We start from the raw sequence: 24118 nt of genomic DNA, 5'->3' as shown, positions 1-24118 counted from the left end.
GTCACGCCCTCCTCGCTGCTCGATCATGTCCGTCCGCAGGCGCTCGCCGTTCCGGGGAGCGGCATCGTCGAGGTGATGAATTACGGCCGCGAGCGGCCCGGCATGATTCCGCTCTGGGCCGGGGAGGGCGATCTGCCGACGCCGTCCTTCATCGCGGAGGCGGCGACGCGCTCGCTGGCGGCGGGCGAGACCTTCTACACCTGGCAGCGCGGCATTCCCGAGCTGCGCGCCGCCATCGCGCGCTACATGGCCGGGCTCTACGGCATTCCGGACGACCCGGAGCGCTACTTCGTCACCGGCTCGGGCATGCAGGCAATCCAGCTCTGCATCGCCGCCACCCTGTCGGCCGGCGACGAGATCATCATCCCGTCGCCGTCCTGGCCGAATGCGGCGGCGGCCGCTCAGGTGATGGGCGCCAATCCGGTGTTCGTGCCGTTCGCCTTCAGCGAAGAGGCGGGCTTCTCGCTCGACCTCGGCCGGCTGGAAGATGCCGTCACCCCGCGCACGCGTGCGATCTTCATCAATTCGCCGGCCAACCCGACCGGCTTCGTCGCCCCGCTCGATACGCTGCGCGGCGTGCTCGACATCGCGCGGCGCCACGGGCTGTGGATCATCGCCGACGAGATCTATGGCCGCTTCTACTATGAGGCGGGCGAGGCTGGCCTTGCGCCGTCGTTCCACGAGGTGATGGAGCCGGATGACCGCATCCTGTTCGTGCAGACCTTTTCCAAGAACTGGGCGATGACCGGGTGGCGGCTCGGCTGGATCGAGGCGCATCCCAGCCTCGGCGACGTCATCGCCAACCTGATCCAGTACTCCACCTCGGGCGTCGCCCCGTTCATGCAGCGCGCCGGCATTGCTGCGATCGAGCGCGGCGAGAGCTTCGTCGCGCACCAGATCGAGCGGGCGCGGCGCGGGCGCGACATCGTGGCCGACGGCCTGCTGGCCACCGGCCGTGTCACGCTCGCCCGTCCGCCCGGCGCGTTCTACCTGTTCTTCGGCGTGCACGGGCAGCGCGACATGCGGGCGCTGGCGCTCACCCTGGTGGACGAGGCCAATGTCGGCCTCGCGCCCGGCACCGCCTTCGGACCCGGCGGCGAGAGCTATATCCGCCTGTGCTTCGCCCGCGGCGAGGCGCAGCTGGTGGAGGCGACCAACCGGCTGGCGGCCTGGCTCACGCGCTGAGCGGGCGACTGTGGGTTGCAGGCGGCCGGGCCGCGACGCAAAGTGCTGAAATGAACGACATTCAGAGCGATTCCAGCGAGATCGGCCCGCCCACCGTCTCCGAGGCCCGGCTGCTGTCGGTGCTGGACACGGCGGCGGACGGCATCATCGTCATTGACGAAGCCGCCCGCATCCTCGTCTTCAACAAGGCCTGCGAGGCGATGTTCGGCCTGCCGGCGGCCGATGTGCTGGGCGAGAACGTCAAGATCGTAATGCCCACGGAATATGCCGTGGAGCATGACAGCTACATCAGCAACTATATCGGCACCGGGGTGAAGAAGATCATCGGCATCGGGCGCGAGGTGCGCGGCCGGCATTCCGACGGCACGATCTTCCCGCTCGAACTCTCGGTCGGCGAGGCCCAGACTCCGGCGGGGCGCCAGTTCATCGGCATCCTGCGCGATTTGCGCCCGCGCAAGGAAAGCGAGCAGCGCCTCGCCGAATTGCAGAGCGAGCTGGTGCATCTCGCCCGCGTCTCGGCGATCGACGAGATGGGCGCGGCCATCGCCCATGAGCTGAACCAGCCGCTCACCGCGCTGCTGCTGTATCTCCAGGCGGTGCGCCGGGCGCATGCGCGCGGCATCGACATCAATGCCCAGGTCGGCGACATTCTCGACAAGGCGGCGGGCGAGGCCGAGCGTGCCGGCCACATCATCCAGCGCATGCGCCAGTTCGTGGAGAAGCGCGAGCCCGAGCGCCATCTGCGCCAGCTCGACCCGCTGATCGACGACGCGATCGACCTCACCCTGCTCGGCCAGCGCCACCGCATCCGCATCGACCGCGAACAGGCGCCGGTGCTGCCGCCGGTCACGGTCGATCCGGTGCAGATCCAGCAGATCGTGGTCAATCTGGTGCGCAACGCGATCGAGGCGGCGACGCAGTGCGAGGGCGACGAACCGGCAATCCGCATCGTGACGCGCCTCACCGGCACCGATGTGCGGCTCGACGTGCACGATAACGGCCCGGGCATCGCGCCGGAATCGCTGCCCAAGCTGTTCCAGGCCTTTGCCAGTTCAAAACGTCGCGGCATGGGGCTCGGGCTTGCGATTTCCCGAACGATCGCCCAGAACCACGGAGGCGATCTGATCGTCGATCCGGGTGGCAATGGTAACGGGGCCTGCTTCTCGCTGGTGCTGCCGGCCGCCCCGCAGGCGATGTCGAACGAGGCTGGTGAAGGGAGCGCTTGAGCATGGCGACCATGGGAGAAGTCTTCGTCGTCGATGACGACCCGGCGGTTCGCGATTCTCTGTCGCTGGTGCTGAGCCTCGAAGGTTACCATGTCCGCGGCTTCTCGGACGGTGCCGCCTTCCTCTCCGCCGCGCGCTCCCATGTGCCCTCCTGCATCGTGCTGGATGTGCACATGCCCGGCCGCTCCGGCCTCGACATCCTCAAGGAGCTGGAAGCCGACCGCTACCCGGCGCCGATCTTCATCATTTCCGGCCAGGGCGACATTCCCATGGCGGTGGACGCCATCCGCCATGGCGCGCTGGATTTCATCGAGAAGCCGTTCGATGCCGATACGGTGGTGGAGCGCGTGCGCGACGCGATCGAGGCGCATCGCCGCCGCGCCGACGGCGAGCCGAGCGACCTGCTCACCGCCCATTTCCCCGGCCATGACCTGCTGACGCCGCGCGAGCGCGAGGTGCTGGTGCAGATCGCGTCCGGCGCCTCCAACAAGGAAGCCGGCCGGGTTCTGGGCATCAGCCCGCGCACCATTGAAGTGCACCGCGCGCGGATCATGGAAAAGCTCGGCGCCAAGAACGCGGCGGACCTCGTGCGCATCGTCCTCAAGGACATCCGCGCCTGAGCTTCCGGCGGTGCCGTCAGGCGCGTGTCCACTGCAATCCTCGTCTGCGGCCTTCGCATTCCTACGAATTGCCGCTGATGGTCCGCCGGCCCCAAGTTCGGGGGCAAAGAGCGGGAGAGAATCTTGCGGGTTCATGTGGTGGAGGATGACGACGGGGTGAGCGATTCGCTCAATCTCATCCTTGGCAATCTCGGGCATGATGTGGTGATGCACCGCGACGCCGAAAGCCTGTTTCGCGGCGTGCCGCCGGCGGGCTCGGATGCCGTCATCGTCGATCTCAGCCTTCCGGGCATTTCCGGCGCGCAGGCCGTGCGCTGGCTGCTCGGGCTGGCCTCGCCGCCGCGCGTCGTGGTGATCAGCGGCCAGTCGCAATCCGCGATCGATCACCAGATGCGCGGCTTGAGCCCGGCTTGGCTGGTCCGCAAGCCGCTCGACGTCGACGCGCTGACGCGCGCCCTGCCCATGGAATGAGGTACCCTGCGGGGTTTCCCTTACGCAGCCCACCGAACTGTGCACTGCCGCAACCAGCCGTAAGGTTTGCGACAGATCAAACAGGGAAGAGGCACATGCGCCAGCTCATCGAAGACCGCACCGGCAGTCCTTCGCGTCCGGCTTCTTCGGCCGATCCGCATTCGCCGCTGATGCGCGTCACCGCCCATGTCACCCTGCTGCACGAAGGCGACCCCGCCCGGCGCATTATGGAAGTGATGGACGGTGCGGTGATGCTGACCAAGCTGCTGCCCGACGGGCGCCGCCAGGTGGTCGAGCTGCTTGGCCCCGGCGATGTGTTCGGCCTTGCCTGCGACGAGGTCTATGCCTGCTCGGCCGAGACGCTGACGCCCTCCACCATCAATGCCCATGAGCGCAGCGCGCTGGAGCGCGACCCGGTGCTCGCCGCCCGGCTGCTGCGCCGCTTCGAGACCCAGCTCTGCTCGATGCATGCCCACGCACTGGTGCTCGGCCGCATGTCGGCGCTGGAGCGCGTCGCTTTCTTCCTCACTCGTCTCGCGCCGGAAGGTCTGGGCGGCGGCACGCTGCATCTGTCGATGACCCGGCAGGAAATCGCCGATTTCCTCGGCCTGACGCTGGAGACGGTGAGCCGCGCCTTTTCCGAGCTCAAGCGCCGCGGTCTGGTCGCGCTGCTGCGCGCCGACGAGGTGCGCATTCAGGACCGCAGCAGCGTGCGGCGCCTCGCCGGCGCCGCCTGAGCGGTCTTGTCCTCACCATTGCTCTCCCACCTGCGCCCCGCGAAAGCGGGGCGTTTTGTTTTAAGGAGGCGCGCCGGGAAAGGCGGTCCGCAATTAACCGCCAGTTTCACACAGCCATGGAATGTTGGGTCTTGCCGGCCTGCAGCCGGGCGTCGAGCGCGGCGGCGGCGAGGCGAACGAAGGGTCGGCCACTGGCGGTCATGGCGACATGGCCGCCGTCGAGCTTCAGCAGGCCGTCGGCCGCCAGCGGCTCAAGCTGCGGGGCGGCCTCGCGCAGCAGCTCCTCGTCGAGGTCGACTTCGAGGTCGCACATCAGCCGCTCGATCAGTGCCCCGCGCCGGATATCATCGGGCGTGAAGGCGACGCCGCGCACGGTGGCGAGCTCGTCCGCATCGATGGCGCGCATATAGCCGGCCGAATCGGGGGCATTCTGGGTGAAGCCCTGCGGAAACCGGCTGATGGCGGAGGCGCCGAGCCCGACCAGCGCATCGGCCTGGTCCACCGTGTAGCCCTGGAAATTGCGGCGCAGCCGGCCGGCGCGGGCGGCGAGCGCCATCGGGTCGTCGGGCCGGGCGAAATGGTCGAGCCCGATGCCGACATAGCCGGAATCGATCAGCGTCATCCGCGCCGCTTCCGCCTGTTCGAGCCGCGCCGCAGCGCCGGGAAGCGCCTTCTCGTCGATCAGCTTCTGGTTGGGACGGACCCATGGCACATGGGCATAGCCGAACAAGGCGAGCCGGTCCGGCGCCAGCAGCAAGGCGAGCTGCGCGGTGCGGCGCACGTCGCGCTCGGTCTGGTGCGGCAGGCCGTACATCAGGTCGAGATTGATCGCGCTCAGCCCGACCTCGCGCAGCAGCTTCACCGTGCGCTCCACCACCGCGAAGGGCTGGATGCGCCCGATCGCGCTCTGCACATGGGCGCTGAAATCCTGCACGCCGAGGCTGGCGCGGTCGACGCCGATGGCGGCCAGCGCGTCGGCAAGTTCCGGCGTGGTCTCGCGCGGGTCGAGCTCGATGGCGTGCTCGGCGAGGCGCGACAGATCGAAGCGATCGGCGATGCGCTCATGGAGCTGCTTGAGCATGTCGGGGCCGAGATGGCTCGGCGTGCCGCCGCCCCAGGCGATATGCGTCACCGCCCGCCCGCCGGCGCGCTGCGCGATCAGCTCGATCTCGCGCTCCAGCCGCTCGGCATATGCCGCGACCGGCGCGTGCCGGCGCGTCGCCTTGGTGGTGCAGCCGCAATAGAAGCACAGCGAGGCGCAGAACGGCACATGGAGATAGAGCGAGAGCGTGGCGTCGTCCGGCAGGGCGGCCAGCCAGTCGCCATGGCTCTGCGGCCCGACATCGGCCGTGAAATGCGGCGCGGTCGGGTAGGAGGTATAGCGGGGAACCGCACGCTCGGCATGGAAAAGTGATGATCTATGCATGAAGCGAAATTGACCCGAACCGGCATTGGGCGCATTGATCCGGCTCAAACTTTCCCCGCTTCGCACCTGCTGTAATGCCGCTGCCTTCCTTTTTCCGCTCAGCCGATTACACGCCCCGCAAGCTGGGGTGGCTCGCCGTCACGCTGGCGCTGGCCTTTGCCGGCGGCGGCGCCGCGGCCGCTCTCGGCCTGCCGGTCGGCTGGCTCTCCGGCGCGCTGGTGGCGACGGCGGTCGCCGCGCTGTGCGGGGCCCCGGTCGGCATCAATCATCATTTGCGGATGGCGATCTATGTCGTGCTCGGCACCTCGATGGGCTCGGCGCTGTCGCCCGAGACCTTCAAGGGCATCGCCACCTGGCCGTTCACCATGGTGGTGCTGCTGGTCTCGGTGCCGGTGATGATGGGCGCGGTCATGGCCTATCTGGAAAAGGTCGCGGGCTGGGACCGGCGCAGCGCGTTCTTCGCGGCGGCGCCGGGCGCGCTGTCCGCCGTGCTCGCCATGGCGGAGACCAGCGGGGCCGATACGCGCCGCGTGGTGTTCGGCCAGTCGCTGCGGCTGTTCATCCTCGTTGCGCTGCTGCCCGCGGCGCTCGGCGGGCTCGGGCACGAGCCGGCAGGAACGCTGCCGATCAACCCGGTGGTGCCGGATGTCACCACCCTGGTCCTGTCGCTGCTGGTCGGCATTGGCGGCGCGTTCCTTGCGGAAAAGCTGCATTTTCCCGGCGGCGCCATGGTCGGGGCGATGCTCGCGAGCGGTGCCGTGCATGCGTTCGGCCTGATCGAGGGGCGGCTGCCGGACCTGTTCCTCATTGTCGGCTTCGTGACGCTGGGCGCCAATGCCGGCACCCGTTTCGCCGGCACCCGGCTGGAGACGCTGCGCCGCTTCTTCGTCGATGCGCTGGCCGCCTTCTTCATCGCCACGGCGGTGGCGGTGGCGTTTGCGGTGCTGGGGGCGTGGCTGTCGGGCGAGCCCTTGACCAAGGTGCTGATGGCCTATGTGCCCGGCGCGCTGGAGGCGATGACCATCATGGCCTTCGTGCTGGGCATGGACCCCGCCTTCGTGGCGGCGCACCATCTCGCGCGCTTCCTGCTCCTCGCCTTGCTGATCCCGGTGGTGGCCCGGCTGATGTTCGGCGCGGCGGCGGTGCCCTCGACGGATGTCGATCTGGACCGCACCGAGCCGAAGGACTGATCCCCGGCCCGGACTAAGCTCCGCCCGGAAGGCCTATTCCGCGGCTTCGGCGCGGGCGATGAAGGGCAGGCCGAGCCGGCTCCACACATCCACCAGCGCGACCGCGAGCGCGGCGACCTGCGCGTCGTCATGGCACGGGCCGGGCGTGATGCGCAGCCGCTCGGTGCCGCGCGGCACGGTGGGGTAGTTGATCGGCTGGATATAGATGCCGTGGTCGTTCAGCAGCATGTCGCTCGCCGCCTTGCAGGCTTCGGCGTCGCCGACCATCACCGGCACGATATGGGTGTCGGTGACCAGCTGCGGCAGGCCGGCGCGCTCCAGCGCGTCCTTGACCTTGGCGACCTGCGCCTGCTGGCGCGCGCGCTCGGTGCCGGAATTCTTGAGGTGGCGCACCGAAGCGGCCGCCGCCGCCGCGACCGCCGGGGGCAGAGCGGTGGTGAAGATGAAGCCCGGCGCATAGGAGCGCACCGCGTCGATCACCGCGCGCTTGGCGGTGATGTAGCCGCCGACCACGCCGAACGCCTTGCCCAGCGTGCCCTCGATCACGTCGACCCGGTGCATCGCGCCGTCGCGCTCGGCGACACCGGCGCCGCGCGGGCCATACATGCCGACCGCGTGCACCTCGTCGAGATAGGTCATCGCGCCGTAGCGCTGGGCGAGGTCGCAGATCGCGTTGATCGGCGCGACGTCGCCATCCATCGAATAGATGCTCTCGAACACCACCAGCTTGGGCCGGTCGCCGGCCGCGCGCAGCAGCTCTTCGAGATGGCCGAGGTCGTTGTGGCGGAAGATCTTCTTCTCTCGCCCGGCGTGACGCACGCCCTCGATCATCGAATTATGGTTCAATTCGTCCGAGAGGATGAGGCACTCGGGGATGAGCCGGGCCAGCGTCGAGATGCCGGTCTCGTTCGAAATGTAGCCGGAGGTGAAGACGAGGGCGCCTTCCTTGCCGTGCAGGTCGGCGAGTTCGGCTTCCAGCTCGACGATGGCGTGGCTGTTGCCGGAAATATTGCGGGTGCCGCCGGCACCGGCTCCGGCCTCGCGCGCGGTGGCGCACATGGCCTCGATCACGGCGTCATGGCAGCCCATGCCGAGATAGTCGTTGGAGCACCAGATCACGATGTCGCGGGCGCCCTGCGGGCCGTGCCAGGTAGCGCGAGGGAAATGCGCGGTATCGCGTTCGATCTCGGCGAAGGTGCGATAGCGCCGCTCGCGCTTGAGCGCGTCGACGGCATTCTCGAAATACTGCGTATAGTTCATGGCGCATCCACTCCGCCGCGCGGCCTCTTGGGGGCAGCGGGCATGGCGGCACCATGAACTTTGGAGCCGTTCCGATCAACCCGCGAAACTCCCTACGCGGCGATCGGGCGCGGCTAATTGGCAAAGCCGCCCGCTCACGTCTCCGCGAGCAGGCGCACCTGCGCAAGATTCATGGGCACCTGGGCGCGGCCGTCGAAATAGATGAAGCGCAGGCGCCGGCGCCGCGAGACCATGGCGGCCGGCAGCGGATCGTAGCGGAAGCTGCCACCCCCCAGATGCGGCATCACCGCGCCGACATCGGTCACGTCGTCGGTCTCCACGCGCAGCAGGCTGATATGCGTGCCATCCTGCGTCACCGCGTCGAACGGCACGCGGGCGAGGCGCAGGAAGCTGGTCGGGTCGCTGGCGGAAGCGAAGCCCTCGACGAACGCCTTCTCCACCAGGTCGAGATCGGGCTCGACATGGTCGTGGTCGTGATCGTGCGGCGGCTCCGGCAGATGCGGGGTCTGCCACTGCACCGCACGCGGCAGGTGGCCGTGATTATGCGCCGGAGCATGGGCGTGCGAATGGCCGTGCGAATGGCCGTGCGAATGGCCGTGTGCATGCCCGCCGGCGCCGTGGTCGTGATGGTGGTCATGTCCGCGATGCATCGGAAACTCCTTTAATTCCCTCTCCCCGGCGGGGAGAGGGAGCCGCCGGTGCGCTAAAAGCTCACCGGCTTGTCGATGATCGACTTGTGCGCGCCGAGCTTGCCGTGGGCGACCATGGAGCCGAGCGCCTCCACGCAGACGCGGGTGGCGAACAGGGCGGTGATGTCGGAGGTGTCGTAGGGCGGAGAAACCTCGACCACTTCCAGCCCGCACAACCCTTCGGCGGCGACGAGGCCGAGAATCTTCAGCGCCTCGCGCGGCAGGAAGCCGCCGGGCTCCGGCCAGCCGGTGCCGGGCACGAAGCCGCAATCGATCGAATCGACGTCGAAGGAGATGTACACCGCGTCGGCGTCCTTCCAGGCCAGCTCCAGCGCGATCTCGGCGGTCTTCTCCAGCCCGATCTTCTCGATATCGTCGATGGTGAGCACGTTGGTGCCGCGCGCACGTGCCTCCTGCACGCCGTAGCGCGGCACCTGCCAGCCGCCAATGCCGAGCTGGACGAGGTTCTTGGGCGAGACGTTCGGCAGATTCGTCGCCCAGTACCAGGGCGTGGTGTGCATGCGCTCGTCGAGGTCCTTTTCCTGGCAGTCGATATGCCGGTCGAAATGGATGATGCCGATGCGCTTGGAGGTGCATTCGGCGATGCCGCGCACGCAGGGAAAGCCGATCGAGTGGTCGCCGCCCAGCATCACCGGCAGCGCGCCGGACGAGAAGACGTGGGAGACGCCCTTGGAAATCTGGTCGAAGCTCTTCTCAAGGTTGGCGGGGATGGTGAACACGTCGCCGACATCGCACAGCGTCATCTGTTCGCGCAGGTCGACGCCAAGCTCGTAATTGTAGGGCGTGTACAGCGCCGAGATGCGGCGGATGCCCTGCGGCCCGAAGCGGGTGCCGGGGCGATAGGTGGTGCCGCTGTCGAACGGGATGCCCATCACCGCCGCGTCGAATTTGCCGACATCGCGGACATTCTCGACATAGGGCGCCTTCATGAAGGTGTTGATGCCGGCGAAATGCGGCAGCTCCCCGCGCGCGAAGGTCGGAATCGACTTGTCGTTGATCGAGTCGGCGCCGGGCAGGCCCATGTCGAGCGCCCATTGCTGTTCCTTGCGCCAGCCCTGCTCGGACAGGCCCGCCTCGGCGTCGAGCGCCTTCCAGCCCTGCATGTCCTTGAGCTCGAAATTCGGGTGGTGGCGGCGCGCGCGTGGCGGCGTCGGCGCGAGGCCGGCGGCGCGGCGGGCGCGGGAGGGGAGGGGGCGTTGGGAAAAGGCGTTCATGGATTGCTCCTCGCCGAAAGGTCCGCGCCGTCGCGGACAGGACTGGACGTTGCGCTCGGCCTGCCGTCGAGCGGACGGGAGAAGCCGAGCACCGGAACCGGGCCGTCCCGGGTCAGGTCGAGATCGTAGGTGATGTGCGCGCCGAAGCGGTTCGGCTCCTGCGGGTCGATGCGCTTCTTGTCGAAGGCGATGACCCGCGTCCCCAAGCCGAACGCCTCCTTGAGGTCGTGCGTGACCATGATCACGGTCATGCCGTGCTCGCGCCAGAGCGGCTTGATGAGCTGGTGCATCTGGGTGCGGGTGCCGGGGTCGAGCGCGCCGAATGGCTCGTCGAGCAGCAGCACCTTGGGCTCCTTGGCGAGCGCCTGCGCGATGGCGAGGCGCTGCTGCTGGCCGCCGGAAAGCGCGCTCGGGTATTTATTGGCGTGCGGGCCGAGCCCCACGCCATCGACCAGCAGCTTCGCCTTATCCAGCGCGCTGCGCCGGCGCGCGCCGAACAGCTTGGCGAGGAACGGGCTCTCGGCGAACTCGTAGGACGCCAGCACATTGCCGAGCACGGTGAGGTGCGGGAACACGGAATAGCGCTGGAACACCACGCCGCGATCCGGCCCCGGCTCGGCGGGCAGTGGCGCGCCGTCGAGCGTCATGGTGCCGCGCGTCGGCTTCTCCTGCCCCAGCACCATGCGCAGGAAGGTCGACTTGCCGCAGCCGGACGGGCCGACCACCGAGACGAAGGCGCCGGACGCGATGTCGATATTGACGCTCTCCAGCACGATCTGGTCGCCATATTCGACCCAGACGTCGCGCACCTTGATCGCACTCATCTAGCGCCGCTCCCCGACATAGGCCCAGGGGAAGGCGCGGCGCGCGATCTTCGCCAGCGCGAGGTCGAGCACATAGGCGAGCAGCGTGATCCAGGCGACGTAGGGGATGATCACGTCCATGGCGAGATAGCGCCGCACCAGGAAGATGCGGTAGCCGAGCCCGTTCTCCGCCGCGATCGCCTCGGCCGAGATCAGGAACAGGAAGGCCGGGCCGATGGAGAGCCGCAGCGCCTCCAGAAGGCGCGGCATCGCCTGCGGCAGCGCGACCCGCAGCACGGTCTGCCAGGTCGAGGCGCCGAGCGTCTGCGCCTTCACCATCTGCTCGATCGGGATCGCGCCGACCGTCATGGCAAGGTCGCGTACCAGGAAGGGCGCGATGCCGATCACGATCAGCACGACTTTCGAGAGTTCGCCGAGGCCGAACACGATGAACAGGATCGGCAGCAGCGCCATGGGCGGAATCATCGACAGCACCGCCACCAGCGGGGCGAAGGTCGCCCGGACCAGCGGCAATATGCCGAGCGCCAGCCCGATGACGAGGCCGGTGAGCGTGGCGAAGCCGAGCCCGAGCCCGAGGCGCTGGAGGCTCGCGCTGGTATCGGCCCAAAGCACGATGGAGCCGGTGCGCCGGTCCGGCTCGGTCGCCATGCGGGTGATGGTCGAGGCCATTTCCGAGACCGGCGGCAGCAGCTTGTCGTCGGGGTTCACGGCCCGGCGTTCCGCCGAGCCGAGGATGTAGATGAAGGCGAGCAGCACGAACGGGAGCGCGGCGAGCAAGACCCGCGTTCCCGGTCCCGGCACGATGTTCATGGCGCGGCGCATGCGGCCTCCTGCCCCTGAGACGAACGGATGCTCAGAGCTTGCCGTCGGCGGCCATCGCCATGAAGCTGTCGTCGAAGCGCAGCTTCACATTGTCCGGCGAGCCGAGCGTCACCCCGCCGGGGAAGCTCATGCCCACTGCGTCCTTGCTCTTGGCGCCCTCGCCGAGCAGGCCGTGGTCGAAGGAGAACGAGCTGACCAGATCCATGGTCTTGGGCAGCGCCGCGCTCTTGGTGAAGGCGACCGCCTCCGCGGGGGTGAAGAACATCTTGGTCGCCGCGAGCTGCGCGTCATAGCCGGCGAGATCGGTGCCGGAGAGCTTGCCGAGCTCGGCGCGCACCGCCTTGCCCTTCTCGCCATGGTCGGCGATCAGCGCCAGCGTCTCGTACCAGATGCCGACCAGCGCCTTGCCGAAATCCGGATTGTCCTTCAGCGTCTGGCTATTCACGCCGAGCATGTCGATGATTTCGCCGGGAATCTGCGAGGAGTTGAACACCTTGCTGGCGCCCGGCTCAGCCTCGACTTCCGCCAGCAGCGGGTTCCAGGTCACCACCGTCTTGACATCGGCCGACTTGAAGGCGGCCACCATGTCGGCGTCGGAGGTGTTGACCACCTTCACGTCCTTCTCGGCGAGCCCGACCGAATCCAGCGCGCGCGCCAGCAGATAGTGCGAGACCGAGAGCTCCACGAGGTTGATGCTCTCGCCCTTCAGTTCGGCCGGGGTCTTGGCGGTCTTGGAGACGATGCCGTCATTGCCGTTGGAGAAGTCGCCGATGATCACCGCCGTGGTGTCGACGCCGCCGGCGGCGGGAATGGTCAGGGCGTCCATATTGGTCAGCGTCACGCCGTCGAACTTGCCGGCGGTGTACTGGTTGATGGATTCCACATAGTCGTTGATCTGGGTGACATCGATGGTGATGCCGTATTTGTCGGCCCATTTCTTCACGATGCCGGCGTCGGCGGCGTAGGCCCAGGGCATCCAGCCGACATAGATCGTCCAGGCGATGTTGAAGTCCTTCTTCGGCGCGGCCTGAGCCGGCGCGAAGGAGAGGGCGAGGCCCGCGCAGGCCGCGCCGAGCGCCAGGCTACGCAGACGGATGGAACGCAGTCGAGGGGCACGCTGGGTACGACAAAGCATCAGGGTCTCCCGTGTCTGCCGGGGCGGCCCGTGAGGATCAGCTCGGAGGAGAAGGCCGGACATACGCCGAAAGGCCTTCGCCGCGACGATCGTCGCACGAGCCTCCCGGGCTTTTATCCCGCCGTGGACCCGGCGAATGTGGTGGGACACCTGTCCCCCGCCGGGCTGTCCCTCTCGGTCCAGTCGCGCCTTGCCGGCGCCGGAACCCTAGGAACAACCAAAGGGTAGCGGTATTACCGCTTGAAATGGAAGCCTCTAATGTCGGCAATGCCGCCCTGTCCGCGCCGAAAATTTCGGCGCGGCGCCCGTGTCGCGGGCAGAAGATCGCTCGCCGTTCCAGAAAAGCGAGACGTCAGACTGTATGAATAAGTTGTAGGAATATCATACGCATTGTTTTTCGCTGGGAACGACCGAAGCGGACCGACGTAAAGACAGCCCGGCGGATACGGTTTATTGCCGGGCGGCCGGATTTTACTTGGTGCCGAAGATGCGGTCCCCGGCGTCGCCGATGCCCGGAACGATGTAGCCGTGGTCGTTGAGGTGGCTGTCGACGGCGGCGGCGTAGACCGGCACGTCGGGATGGGCGTCGTGGAACACTTTCAGCCCTTCCGGCGCCGCGATCAGGCAGACGAACTTGATCGACTGGCAGCCGGCCGCCTTCACCTGGTCCACCGCCGCCGCCGCTGAATTGCCGGTGGCGAGCATCGGGTCGACCACGATGGCGGTGCGCTCGGAAATGTCGCGCGGCAGCTTGAGATAGTACTCCACCGCCTGCAGCGACACCGGATCGCGATAGAGCCCGACATGGCCGACGCGGGCGGCGGGCAGGATTTCCAGCATGCCTTCGAGAATGCCGCCGCCGGCGCGCAGCACCGAGACCAGGCACAGCTTCTTGCCGGCCACCACCGGCGCCTGCATCGTGGCGAGCGGGGTCTCGATCTCGATCATTTCCAGCGGCATGTCGCGCGTCACCTCATAGGCGAGCAGCATGCTGATCTCGCGCAGCAGCAGGCGGAACTCGTTCGCCGGGGTGCGCGAGCGGCGCATCAGCGTCAGCTTGTGCTGGATCATCGGGTGGTCGACGACGAAGGTGTTGGTCGGCAGCACGGGCGCGTTCATTTTCTGGTTCTCGCAAGCGACGCGTTGAAGGGGCAGCTTCCCATAGGCACCGGGGTGCGCCAAGGGTGTCGGGACGAGGCGATACAAAAAACGGACCGTTTCGTCCGAAATTTTCGAATCACCCCCCGCGCACCCCCTTGCGGGCGGCAGAAAATCGCGCTCTCCTTCATTGCTTCCGAAACACCGGCAGCCGAAAGGTGCCTTGCCGGGCGAGAAGCGAGCGACACATGTCCGTCAATGCCGGCGCCGGCGGCCGTTCCCGCAATCACATCGTCCTCACCTCCCATGGCGCCTCCACCGGCGTCTCGGGTTCCGCCCCGCAGCTGGACTGGGGCGCGCCGACGCCGGCCGCGCGCGGGCCGATCGTCGCCACCCTGACCGACCCCAAGCACCGCAACGCCATCGGCACCCATGCCGGCGGCTATGCGGTCTATCGCGCGCTGGCGATCGCCGCCGGCTCGCTGCCGGCCGATTTCAAGGCCGACCTCACCAACACCGCGCCGTCCGACGCCATCGGCCCGCACGCGCAATGGGGCGATCCCAAGAAGATCGTCTCGCTGGATCCATGGGGCCATGTCACCGGCGAGGTGTTCGCGGACGCCATCGCGGCCGGCATCGACGTGCGGCCCTCCATCGCCATCACCCGCGCCCATATCGACATGCCGGAAATCCGCGACGCCCTGCGCGCCGGGCGGCTGAAGATCGATGGCGACATCATCGGCCCCAAGGGCGATGTGCGCGTCACCAAGGCGGCGATCGATCCGGTGTGGTACCTGCCGGGCATCGCCGAGCGCTTCGGCGTCACCGAGGGCGCGCTGCGCCGCGCGCTGTTCGAGCACACCGGCGGCATGTTCCCCGAACTGGTGACGCGTGGCGATCTCAAGGTGTTCCTGCCTCCGATCGGCGGCATGACGCTCTACATGTTCGGCGACGTGTCGAAGATCGGCGATGGCGTGACCCCGCTCGCCTGCCGGGTGCATGACGAGTGCAACGGCTCGGACGTGTTCTCCTCCGACATCTGCACCTGCCGGCCCTATCTCGCCCATGGCATCGAGATGTGCGTGGAGATGGCGCAGAACGGGGGCACCGGCCTCGTGGTCTATAACCGCAAGGAAGGCCGGGCGCTGGGCGAGGTCACCAAGTTCCTCGTCTACAACGCCCGCAAGCGGCAGGAGGGCGGCGACCTGCCCGAAACCTATTTCAAGCGCACCGAATGCGTGGCCGGCGTGCAGGACATGCGGTTCCAGGAGCTGATGCCGGATGTGTTCCACTGGCTCGGCGTCGACCGCATCGACCGCTTCGCCTCGATGAGCGACATGAAATACAACGCGCTGGACCGCGCCGGGATCAAGGTGATCGAGCGGGTGCCGATACCGGCTGACCTTATTCCCCTTGATGCGCGGGTTGAGATGGAAGCGAAGGTATCCGCCGGCTATTACGGCGTCGGCTTCGACAGCCAGTACGACGCGACGCAGGGGCGCGGCCTTAAAGACTAAGGCCGGGCCGGAAACAGGAAGACCATGGCAGACGACGATTACGTTTATGACGAGGCGACCGGCGAGTGGCGCCCGGCTTCGGAGCTTGCGGCCGAGGCCGCCGCCGCCCGCGCGGTGCGCGACGCCTCCGGCAATCTCCTCGCCGACGGGGATTCGGTGGTCCTCATCAAGGACCTCAAGGTGAAGGGCGCCGGCCAGACCCTGAAGCAGGGCACGGTGATCCGCTCGATCCGCCTGACCGACAACCCGGAAGAGATCGACTGCCGCCACGACGCCATCAAGGGCCTCGTCCTGCGCACCGAATTCGTTCGCAAGCGCTGAGATCGCTCGCAAGCTCCATCCCGGATGCGGCGGCGCCGTGCCCGGGATCGTTCCGCCTTCCTTCCTCGCGATCCTGCTCCGGCCCGATGGCCGGCCGGGATGATGGCAAACGGGATAGCCGCATGACTCCCCCCGAACTACTCGCCCTGCGCTCGCCGGCCGCGGTGCGCGCGCGCTGCCATCAGGTGCTCGACCATGTGCTGGCGGGGCGCTCGCCGCATTTCACCGTCGACGAAGCGGCGCTCGACAAGGTGGCGGATTATGTGAGCGAGGTGACGAGGCTCGCCTATCCCGGCCTCGACATTCCCTATCACAGCCGCTGGCGTCACTTCGATGCCGGGGGAGTCGACCGCTGGGCGCCGATCGGCGGGCAGATCCGCGCCGATCTGGCCGAAACGGCGCGCACCATGATCGACGTTGCCGTGGTCAGCGTGCTGCTGGACGCCGGGGCCGGCGATGCCTGGCGCTATCGCGAGGCCGAGACCGGGCTGACCGTCACCCGTTCCGAAGGGCTGGCGGTGGCGAGCCTGCGGATGTTCGAAGCTGGCGGCTTCTCGTCCGATCCGCAACATCCGCTGCGGGTCGACGCGACGGCGCTGCTGCAGATCGATGCGGCGACGCTCGGACGGTTCTTTCAGGTGAGCGACGCTAATCCGCTGGTCGGGCTGGAGGGGCGCGCCGAGCTTCTGGTGCGGCTCGGTAAGGCGCTGGCGGCCCGGCCGGATCTGTTCGGCGGAACTGTCGGCGGCGCGCCGGCGCGGCCTGGCGGCCTGTTCGACGCCTTGGCTCCGCAGGCGAAGGTGGGCCGGCTGCGCGCAGCGCAGATTCTGGAGCTGCTGCTCGACGGGCTCTCACCGATCTGGCCATCGGGCCTGAGCGTCGACGGCTTCTCGCTCGGTGATGCCGGGCGCCATCCCGCCATTACCGTGCCGGACCGCTCGAACGGCATCGTGCCGTTCCACAAGCTCTCGCAATGGCTTACCTATTCGCTGCTCGAACCCTTCGAGGCGGCGGGGCTGGCGGTGGTCGATCTCGACGAGATGACGGCGCTGCCCGAATATCGCAATGGCGGGTTGCTGGTCGATCTTGGCGCCATCGTCCCGCGCGCGCCGCTCGATCCCGCTCAGAAATTCCCGGTGTCGTCGGAACTGGTGGTGGAATGGCGCGCGCTCACCGTCGCGTTGCTCGACCGGCTCGCCGGGCTGGTGCGCGAGCGGCTGGAGCTTGATGCCTCGCAGTTTCCGCTCGCAAAGATGCTGCAGGGCGGCACCTGGAGCGCGGGCCGGCGCATCGCTGCCGAGAAGCGCCCGCCCGCGGGCGGGCCGCCGATCTCCATCGACGCCGACGGCACGGTGTTCTGAAAGGTTCACGCGCTTCGGCGCAGCTTTCAAACGAAAACGGCCAGGCGTCTGCCCGGCCGTTTCTTTGGCTATGGCTCTCTGATTTCAGAGCATTTCCTGATCGTCAGGAAGGGCTCCAGAGGCGAGAGGCCATCAGTCCATCTGCGCGCCGGTCGCCTTCACGATCGGCGCCCACTTGGCCACTTCCTTCTTGACGTGCTCGCCCAGTTCTTCCGGCGTGGAGCCGACGACGGTGGCCGAGAAATCCGCGAGGCGCGCCTGTACCTTGGGGTCCTTGAGCGCATTGTTGGCCGCGGCATTGAGCTTGGCCACCACTTCCGGCGGGGTGCCGGCGGGGGCGAACAGCGCGTTCCAGGTATAGGTCTCATAGCCCGGAATGGTCTCGGCGATCGCAGGCAGGTCCGGGAAGGACGGTGCGCGTTCCTTTGTCGTCACGCCGAGCGCGCGCAGCTTGCCGCTTTTGATGTGGTCGGAAGAGGAGGGCAGGTTGTCGAACATGATCGGCACCTGGTTGCCAAGCACGTCGACCAGCGCCGGGCCGGCGCCCTTATAGGGGATATGCTGCATGTCGACGCCGGCCATGCTGTTGAACAACTCGCCGGACAGATGCAGCGGCGTGCCGTTGCCCGACGACGCGTAGCTGTACTTGTCAGGGTTGGCCTTGAGAATGTCGATCAATTCCTGAACGGTCTTGGCGGGAAATTCGGGGTTTACGACCAGTACGTTAGGCACCACCACCAGCAGCGAGACCGGCGCGAAGCTCTTGTCCGGATCGTAGGGCAGGTTCTTGTAGAGCGCCTGATTGAGCGCGTGGGTCGAGACCGTGCCCATCAGCATGGTGTAGCCGTCGGGCGTCGCCTTGGCGACCGCCGCCGTACCGAGCGTGCCACCGGCGCCGCCGCGATTCTCCACCACGACCGGCTGGCCGAGTTCCTGGCTCATGCGCTCGGCGATGAGGCGGCCGACGAGATCGGTGGAGCCGCCGGCAGCGAAGGGAATCACCAGCGTGACGGGGCGGTTCGGGAAATCCTGCGCCGTGGCGAGGCCGGGCGCGAACAGCACCGCCGCGGACAGAGCGGCGGCGAAAACAGAGCGAAGCATGAACGACCTCCCGGGTCATTAAGGAACGGAATTGTCGGGTCTGCGGCTTCTGCGACCGCATCATCGATGGCAAAGGTGCGGCATTTGGCGCCCGGGCTCAATGTCCGCCCGGCAAATTGGGACGAAGGGATAAGAGTCCCGCCACATTGGATACGATCCCTCTCCAATTTGTATCCGATATGCGTATCAATTGAGCGTGGTTGCCCATTTGATGGGCGGGGCGATGGAGTTGGCAACGATTCTTCGCGGGCCTGCTGGCGGAATTCGCTCGCGGATGGGCGCGACCCGCGCCGGTGCGGGGTTGGCATACGCCTTGCGAGAGTGAGGCGGCATTACATCGGGAGCTGTGCGACGGCATGAGCAAGGGCGCTGATATCGAGCTGGTCCAGGTCACCAAGCGCTATGGCCCGGCTCTGGCCGTCGATGCCGTCTCGCTGAAAATTCCCGCCGGCACCTATTGCTGCCTGCTCGGCCCCTCGGGCTGCGGCAAGACCACCACGCTGCGCATGATCGCCGGCCATGAGAGCATCAGCGAGGGCGATGTCCGGCTCGGGCCGACCGTGGTCACCGACCTGCCGCCCGCCAAGCGCGGCACGGCGATGATGTTCCAGAGCTACGCGCTGTTTCCCCATCTCGACATCGTGGACAATGTCGCGTTCAGCCTGAAGATGAAGGGCGTCGACAAGGCGGTCCGCCGCGCCAAGGCGCTGGAGATGCTGAAGCTGGTCCACATGGACCACCTCGCCGAGCGCCGGCCCGCCCAGCTCTCCGGCGGCCAGCAGCAGCGCGTCGCGCTCGCCCGCGCGCTGATCACCGACCCGCAGGCGCTGCTGCTCGATGAGCCGCTCTCCGCGCTCGATCCTTTCCTCAAGATCAAGGTGCGCCAGGAGCTGAAGAAGCTCCAGCTCCAGCTCGGCATCTCCTTCATCCATGTCACCCACAGCCAGGAGGAGGCGATGGCGCTGTCCGACCTCGTGGTGGTGATGAATGGCGGGCGCATCGAGCAGGCGGCGACCCCGCGCGAGGTGTTCAACCGGCCCGCCACCGCTTTCGTCGCGCGTTTCATGGGCGACCACAACGTGATCGCCGGCCGGGTGACCGGAATTGCGGACGACACCATGACTTTCGAGGTGCCCGGCGGCGCCTCGTTCCGCGCGCCGGCCGAGGGTGGGTTGGAGCCCGGCGCGCCGGTGGAGATCGCGGTCCGCACCGATCGGGTGAAGCTGGTCGGCAACGCCACGCCTGGTTTCGGGCTGACCGGCCTCGTGCAGAACATTGAATATCACGGGCAGAAGGTGCAGATCGCGCTTTCCGCCCCCGGCGTCGACGAGTTCTCCGTTCAGGTGCCGGAGACCGCCTTCTTCGAGGCGCCGCTTGCCGTCGGCGACGCGGTGCCGCTCGCCTGGACATCGCAGGACGTCCACATTCTTCACGCCTCGCCTTCGGCCTGACGCAGCAACGAATCCGGCCGCCTTAGCTCTCGGGAGAGACACATGACCACGAAGACCACGGAACTGAAGGGCAGCAAGAAGGGCGTCAGCCGGCGCGACCTGCTGAAGGGTGCCGCGGGCGCGGTGGGCCTCGCCGCCGGCGCGGGCGTCGTCACCGGCTTCCCGACCATCTGGGCGCAGAACCCGATCACGCTGCGCCAGTTCGGCACCGGCGTGTCGAACCTCAACGCCATCGCCGAGAAGTGCAAGGCGGACCTTGGCATCACGCTGCAGATGACCGCGCTGGATTCCGACGCGGTGTCGCAGCGCGTCGTCACCCAGGCCAATTCCTTCGACATCGCCGACATCGAGTACTGGATCTGCAAGAAGGTATTTCCCGCCGGCACGCTGCAGCCGATGGATGTGAAGAAGATCAAGTATTACGACGACATCGTTCCGATCTTCACCACCGGCAAGCTGACCCCGGACTCCAAGATCGCGCAGGGTACGGCCCCGAACACGGTCGGCTTCGTCGAAGGCCCGGACTCCAAGAAGTTCGCCGCCGCGCCGACCCAGTGGATGACGCTGATCCCGACCATTTACAATGCCGACACGCTCGGCATTCGCCCCGATCTGGTCGGCCGCCCGATCAAGAACTGGAAGGACATTCTCGACCCCGCCTTCAAGGGCAAGACCTCGATCCTCAACATCCCGTCCATCGGCATCATGGACGCGGCGATGATCTGCGAGAGCGCCGGCATCATCAAGTATGGCGACAAGGGCAACATGACCAAGGCGGAGATCGACACCACGATCGATTTCCTGATCAAGACCAAGAAGGACGGCCAGTTCCGCGCCTTCTGGAAGACCTTCGACGAGAGCGTGAACCTCATGGCTTCGGGCGAGGTGGTGATCCAGTCCATGTGGTCGCCGGCGGTGGCCGCGGTGCGCTCGAAGGGCATTCCCTGCGTCTACCAGCCGCTTGAGGAAGGCTACCGCGCCTGGGGCGGCGGCCTCGGCATCGCCAAGCACCTCAAGGGCGCGCAACTCGACGCGGCCTATGAATACATCAACTGGTATCTGTCGGGCTGGGTCGGCGCCTATCTGAACCGCCAGGGCTACTATTCGGCCGTGCTCTCCACCGCCGAGAAGAACATGTCCCCGGATGAGTGGGCGTTCTGGATGCTCGGCCAGCCGGCCAAGGCCGACATTCTCTCGCCGGAAGGCAAGGTGATGTACACGGCTGGCGCGGTGCGCGACGGCGGCTCCTTCAAGGAGCGCATGGGCGCGGTCGCCTGCTGGAACTCGGTGATGGACGAGGACCGCTACATGGTCCGCCGCTGGAACGAGTTCATCGCCGCGTGACGACAAAAGCCCTCTCCCCGGCGGGGAGAGGGCATTGACGCCCACCACCGGAAGCCCAGCATGACGCTCTCACGTCTCGCCCCCTATCTGCAGGCCGGCCCGCTGACGGCGATCCTGTTCGCCTTCCTGGTGCTGCCGATCGCCGCCATCGTGATGGTGAGCTTCTGGGACTATGATTCGATCCAGATCTTCCCGGCCTTCGTCTTCACCAATTACGAGGAGACGATCACCTCGCCGGTGACCTGGAACACCTATATCAACACGCTGAAATACACAGTCATCGTCTGGGCGATCACGCTGCTGATCGGGTTCTGGGTGGCGTATTATCTTGCTTTCCACATCCGCTCGGCGACGACGCAGATGGTGCTGTTCCTGGTCTGCACCATCCCGTTCCTCACCTCGAACATCATCCGCATGATCTCGTGGATTCCGTTTCTCGGGCGCAACGGGCTGCTGAACCAGTCGATGATGTCGATGGGGCTGATCGATACGCCGCTGGAATTCCTGCTGTTCTCGGACTTCGCGGTGGTGCTCGCCATGGTGCACCTCTACACGCTGTTCATGGTGACGCCGATCTTCAACACGCTGATGCGTATCGATCGCTCGCTGATCGAGGCCGCGCGCGACGCCGGCGCCAATGCCTGGCAGATCCTGATCAACGTCATCATCCCGCTCGCCAAGCCCGGCATCGCCATCGGCTCGATCTTCGTGGTGACGCTGGTGATGGGCGATTTCATCACCGTGCGCTTCATGTCCGGCGGTCAGTCGGCTTCGGTCGGTCTGATGATGGCGAACCAGATCGCGCTGCTGCAATACCCGGCTGCCGCCGCCAATGCGGTGATCCTCCTGATCATCGTGCTGCTGCTGGTTGGCGGCATCCTGCGCATCGTCAATATCCGCAAGGAACTCTAGAGGGAGCCGCCCGATGCATCACGAGCGCCGCGGCCCCGGCTTCTGGGTCCTCACCGTGTTCTTCAGCGTCTTCGTGCTGTTCCTCTACGGCCCGCTGTCGACGATCTTTATTCTGTCGTTCCAGGGCCCGAATGGTGGCCTCACCTTCCCGATGAACGGCACGTCGCTGCGCTGGTTCGAGAATCTGCTGTTCGAGCAGCAGGCGGTGGGCGATTTCGGCGGCGCGTTCCTGCGCTCGCTAATCCTCGGCATCATGTGCATGATCACCACCATGGTGGTGTCGCTGCTGGCCGGCCTCGCGTTCCGCCGCCGCTTCCTCGGCGCCGGGCCGCTATTCTATCTCACCATCGCCAGCCTGATCGTGCCGTCCATCCTGATCTCGCTCGGCATCGGCCTTGCCTTTCAGGTATTCGGGCTGGAACCGGCCTGGTACTCCTCGGCCTTCGGGGCTCAACTCACCTGGACGCTGCCCTTCGGCCTCCTGATCATGTTCGCGGTGTTCAACCGCTTCAACCCGGCCTATGAGGAGGCCGCGCGCGACCTCGGCGCCACGCCGTGGCAGACTTTCGCCCATGTCGTGCTGCCGATCATCCTGCCGAGCCTGATCGGCGTCGGCTTGTTCGGCTTCACCCTGTCCTATGACGAGTTCGCCCGCACGTTGATGACCGCCGGTACGTTCAACACGCTGCCGCTGGAAATCTACGGCATGACCACCAACGTCACGACGCCGGTGCTCTATGCGCTGGGCACCGTGACCACGGTATTCTCGATGGCGATCATCGTGATCGCGCTCGTCAGCATCGCGATCCTGCGCAAGCGCCGGGCGCGCCGCATCGCGGGCTGAGACGCTTCCGCCACGGAAAGTGGCAGCGGGAGAACGGGTTGCGGCAGAAACCTTGTCGAGGTCGGTAGGGAACCGGATAGTTCGTGGCAGGTTGATGTCCAGAATAAGCCGCAGGTTCGGCGCACCGGACCCTTGAGCAAGCGGCGGGGACTGAGCGGGAGAGACGCCATGAACATCTGCACGACAGACCGTACCATCTGCGACCTCCTCAAGGAGGTGGCGAAGGACGACCGCAAGCACGCGCTGACCATCAAGCTGCGCAGCGGCGACCTGATCACGGCCTATGGGCCGATCGAGGTCGCCGACCGCTTCCTGCTGTGCCGGCTGCACGACAACAATTATCAGGGCAGCCAGCTCATTTCGCTCGACACGATCGAGTTCATCCGCTGAGCCGTATATGCTCTAACCGATCGCGGTGAAGGGCAGCAGCACGAGCCCGGTGCCGATCAGCGCGGCGTCGAGCGTGACATAGGCCCCGATCATCCAGCCGCGCGGCGCGGAGAGCTGGACTAGAACGGTTGCGCCGACAAACAGTACGATCAGCCCCGCCAGGATCAGCGCGAGAGCAAGTTCAAAGCCGGAGATCATGGCCGCGCTGCTCCGGGCCTGCGGCCATGTACGCGGGGCCTCCGGCGAAATCCACGGAATGCGTAGGCTTGGTGGACCAGAACCAGCGGCAGCGCGATGGTGATGCCGGCCATGAGCAGGCCGAGCGCGTGGGCATTCGCGAGGCTGTCCCACAGCGTGGCATCGAGCGGCAGCAAGCTTCGCCACAGCAGCGCTGCAAGAGCGACGAGGCCGAGGGCGAACAGCACCATCGTCAGCACGAACAGGCGTGCCCCGCGCTCGGCGGCAAGGGCGTGCCCGATCGCAGCGAGCACAGCTAGCATGGCCGCTGTCACGGTGAGCGTCGCGGCGCTGGGCACGTTCCATGCGCCCCAGACCCCGCCCAGCGCCAGCATCGCTGCGGTGAGCGCCAGCAGGGGCTGAACCGCGCGGCGGGCGACACGCGTGCCGGCGTCGCCATTCTTCCAGACCAGCCAGCCGGCGCCGATCAGGCCGTAGCCGCCTATGAGGCCGAGAGCGCAGATCGTCCCGAGCGGGGTGACGAGGCCGAGCGGATCGTCGCCCGGCAGCGCGCCGGCGCCGGTCGCGCCGTCAATCAATCCGCCCAGCAGCAAGCCTTGGCACAGCACGGCGAGGATGGAGCCGAGGGCGAAGGCTAGGCAGTGGCCCCATAAATTTGCGGGCCGGCTAGGAGCGTGATTCAACCTCTCTCGATAGGGGAGAGAGAGATGCGCCGCCACGAATTGACGGACGAGGAATGGGCGATCATCGCCCCGCTTTTG

Annotated in this window: 25 protein-coding genes and 1 riboswitch; of the genes, 14 read left to right on the top strand and 11 right to left on the bottom strand. The window is 67.0% G+C overall.

What is annotated here, in order from left to right:
- Positions 1–15: 15 nt before the first annotated feature.
- The 5 genes from VRZ77_RS20120 to VRZ77_RS20100 all read left to right on the top strand — a co-directional run bounded on the left by VRZ77_RS20120 (position 16) and on the right by VRZ77_RS20100 (position 4239).
- Positions 16–1185 carry a pyridoxal phosphate-dependent aminotransferase gene (locus VRZ77_RS20120; protein WP_414594360.1) on the top strand — a complete coding sequence of 390 codons (1170 nt, stop codon included), beginning with the start codon at positions 16–18 and terminating at the stop codon, positions 1183–1185.
- Between the two features lie 50 nt (positions 1186–1235).
- On the top strand, positions 1236–2411 hold the full coding sequence (locus VRZ77_RS20115; RefSeq protein WP_414594358.1) for an ATP-binding protein: 1176 nt from the start codon (positions 1236–1238) through the stop codon (positions 2409–2411).
- 2 nt (positions 2412–2413) lie between these two features.
- The gene (locus tag VRZ77_RS20110; RefSeq protein WP_414594357.1) at positions 2414–3031 is read left to right on the top strand and encodes a response regulator transcription factor; all 618 of its coding nucleotides are present in this window, start codon (positions 2414–2416) and stop codon (positions 3029–3031) included.
- A 123-nt stretch (positions 3032–3154) separates the two neighbouring features.
- Positions 3155–3502: a response regulator gene (locus tag VRZ77_RS20105; protein WP_414594356.1), complete on the top strand. Its 348-nt coding sequence runs from the start codon at positions 3155–3157 to the stop codon at positions 3500–3502.
- A 95-nt stretch (positions 3503–3597) separates the two neighbouring features.
- Complete coding sequence (locus tag VRZ77_RS20100) at positions 3598–4239, top strand: helix-turn-helix domain-containing protein (RefSeq protein ID WP_414594355.1); 642 nt, start codon at positions 3598–3600, stop codon at positions 4237–4239.
- Positions 4240–4345: 106 nt separating this feature from the next.
- Here VRZ77_RS20100 and hemN read toward each other — a convergent pair whose 3' ends face one another.
- The gene (hemN, locus tag VRZ77_RS20095; protein ID WP_414594354.1) at positions 4346–5665 is read right to left on the bottom strand and encodes an oxygen-independent coproporphyrinogen III oxidase; all 1320 of its coding nucleotides are present in this window, start codon (positions 5663–5665) and stop codon (positions 4346–4348) included.
- Between the two features lie 74 nt (positions 5666–5739).
- On the opposite strand from hemN, the gene VRZ77_RS20090 reads away from it, so the two are divergent.
- The gene (locus tag VRZ77_RS20090; protein ID WP_414594353.1) at positions 5740–6855 is read left to right on the top strand and encodes an AbrB family transcriptional regulator; all 1116 of its coding nucleotides are present in this window, start codon (positions 5740–5742) and stop codon (positions 6853–6855) included.
- A 33-nt stretch (positions 6856–6888) separates the two neighbouring features.
- On the opposite strand, the gene hemA is transcribed toward VRZ77_RS20090, so the two are convergent.
- The 7 genes from hemA to upp all read right to left on the bottom strand — a co-directional run bounded on the left by hemA (position 6889) and on the right by upp (position 13939).
- Complete coding sequence (gene hemA, locus VRZ77_RS20085) at positions 6889–8115, bottom strand: 5-aminolevulinate synthase (RefSeq protein ID WP_414594352.1); 1227 nt, start codon at positions 8113–8115, stop codon at positions 6889–6891.
- Between the two features lie 134 nt (positions 8116–8249).
- On the bottom strand, positions 8250–8765 hold the full coding sequence (locus VRZ77_RS20080) for a hypothetical protein (RefSeq protein ID WP_414594351.1): 516 nt from the start codon (positions 8763–8765) through the stop codon (positions 8250–8252).
- Positions 8766–8818: 53 nt separating this feature from the next.
- Complete coding sequence (locus VRZ77_RS20075) at positions 8819–10039, bottom strand: agmatinase family protein (RefSeq protein ID WP_414594350.1); 1221 nt, start codon at positions 10037–10039, stop codon at positions 8819–8821.
- Positions 10036–10863 carry an ABC transporter ATP-binding protein gene (locus tag VRZ77_RS20070; RefSeq protein WP_414594349.1) on the bottom strand — a complete coding sequence of 276 codons (828 nt, stop codon included), beginning with the start codon at positions 10861–10863 and terminating at the stop codon, positions 10036–10038. Before VRZ77_RS20070 ends, VRZ77_RS20075 begins: the two co-directional genes overlap by 4 nt.
- Positions 10864–11685, bottom strand: coding sequence for an ABC transporter permease (locus VRZ77_RS20065; protein WP_414594348.1), 822 nt, complete (start codon positions 11683–11685; stop codon positions 10864–10866).
- Between the two features lie 31 nt (positions 11686–11716).
- Positions 11717–12820: a putative urea ABC transporter substrate-binding protein gene (locus VRZ77_RS20060; protein WP_414594347.1), complete on the bottom strand. Its 1104-nt coding sequence runs from the start codon at positions 12818–12820 to the stop codon at positions 11717–11719.
- A 100-nt stretch (positions 12821–12920) separates the two neighbouring features.
- Positions 12921–13042: riboswitch (guanidine-I (ykkC/yxkD leader) on the bottom strand.
- A gap of 249 nt (positions 13043–13291) precedes the next feature.
- Positions 13292–13939, bottom strand: coding sequence for a uracil phosphoribosyltransferase (gene upp, locus VRZ77_RS20055; protein WP_414594346.1), 648 nt, complete (start codon positions 13937–13939; stop codon positions 13292–13294).
- A 227-nt stretch (positions 13940–14166) separates the two neighbouring features.
- On the opposite strand from upp, the gene VRZ77_RS20050 reads away from it, so the two are divergent.
- The 3 genes from VRZ77_RS20050 (at position 14167) to VRZ77_RS20040 (ending at position 17117) form a co-directional block, all read left to right on the top strand.
- Positions 14167–15435: a GTP cyclohydrolase II gene (locus tag VRZ77_RS20050; RefSeq protein ID WP_414594345.1), complete on the top strand. Its 1269-nt coding sequence runs from the start codon at positions 14167–14169 to the stop codon at positions 15433–15435.
- 24 nt (positions 15436–15459) lie between these two features.
- Positions 15460–15756: an alkylphosphonate utilization protein gene (locus VRZ77_RS20045; RefSeq protein WP_414594344.1), complete on the top strand. Its 297-nt coding sequence runs from the start codon at positions 15460–15462 to the stop codon at positions 15754–15756.
- A gap of 122 nt (positions 15757–15878) precedes the next feature.
- Positions 15879–17117, top strand: coding sequence for a URC4/urg3 family protein (locus VRZ77_RS20040; protein WP_414594343.1), 1239 nt, complete (start codon positions 15879–15881; stop codon positions 17115–17117).
- Positions 17118–17249: 132 nt separating this feature from the next.
- On the opposite strand, the gene VRZ77_RS20035 is transcribed toward VRZ77_RS20040, so the two are convergent.
- The gene (locus tag VRZ77_RS20035) at positions 17250–18218 is read right to left on the bottom strand and encodes a Bug family tripartite tricarboxylate transporter substrate binding protein (protein WP_414594342.1); all 969 of its coding nucleotides are present in this window, start codon (positions 18216–18218) and stop codon (positions 17250–17252) included.
- A gap of 356 nt (positions 18219–18574) precedes the next feature.
- On the opposite strand from VRZ77_RS20035, the gene VRZ77_RS20030 reads away from it, so the two are divergent.
- From VRZ77_RS20030 to VRZ77_RS20010, 5 genes are all read left to right on the top strand, one after another.
- Complete coding sequence (locus VRZ77_RS20030) at positions 18575–19669, top strand: ABC transporter ATP-binding protein (RefSeq protein WP_414594341.1); 1095 nt, start codon at positions 18575–18577, stop codon at positions 19667–19669.
- Between the two features lie 42 nt (positions 19670–19711).
- Complete coding sequence (locus VRZ77_RS20025) at positions 19712–21013, top strand: ABC transporter substrate-binding protein (RefSeq protein ID WP_414594340.1); 1302 nt, start codon at positions 19712–19714, stop codon at positions 21011–21013.
- A 60-nt stretch (positions 21014–21073) separates the two neighbouring features.
- On the top strand, positions 21074–21925 hold the full coding sequence (locus VRZ77_RS20020) for an ABC transporter permease (RefSeq protein ID WP_414594339.1): 852 nt from the start codon (positions 21074–21076) through the stop codon (positions 21923–21925).
- 13 nt (positions 21926–21938) lie between these two features.
- Positions 21939–22769, top strand: a complete 831-nt coding sequence (locus VRZ77_RS20015) for an ABC transporter permease (protein WP_414594338.1) — start codon at positions 21939–21941, stop codon at positions 22767–22769.
- Between the two features lie 168 nt (positions 22770–22937).
- Positions 22938–23159, top strand: coding sequence for a hypothetical protein (locus tag VRZ77_RS20010; protein ID WP_414594337.1), 222 nt, complete (start codon positions 22938–22940; stop codon positions 23157–23159).
- A 12-nt stretch (positions 23160–23171) separates the two neighbouring features.
- On the opposite strand, the gene VRZ77_RS20005 is transcribed toward VRZ77_RS20010, so the two are convergent.
- On the bottom strand, positions 23172–23357 hold the full coding sequence (locus tag VRZ77_RS20005) for a hypothetical protein (RefSeq protein WP_414594336.1): 186 nt from the start codon (positions 23355–23357) through the stop codon (positions 23172–23174).
- The gene (locus tag VRZ77_RS20000) at positions 23354–24076 is read right to left on the bottom strand and encodes a cytochrome d ubiquinol oxidase subunit II (protein ID WP_414594359.1); all 723 of its coding nucleotides are present in this window, start codon (positions 24074–24076) and stop codon (positions 23354–23356) included. The genes VRZ77_RS20005 and VRZ77_RS20000 overlap by 4 nt, the downstream gene beginning before the upstream one ends.
- Positions 24077–24118 lie beyond the last annotated feature (42 nt).

The sequence above is a fragment of the Ancylobacter sp. G4_0304 genome, from assembly GCF_047501495.1.
Taxonomy (GTDB): domain Bacteria; phylum Pseudomonadota; class Alphaproteobacteria; order Rhizobiales; family Xanthobacteraceae; genus Ancylobacter.
Note: the sequence above shows the minus strand (reverse complement) of the source record. Positions and strands in the feature narration are given on the sequence as shown.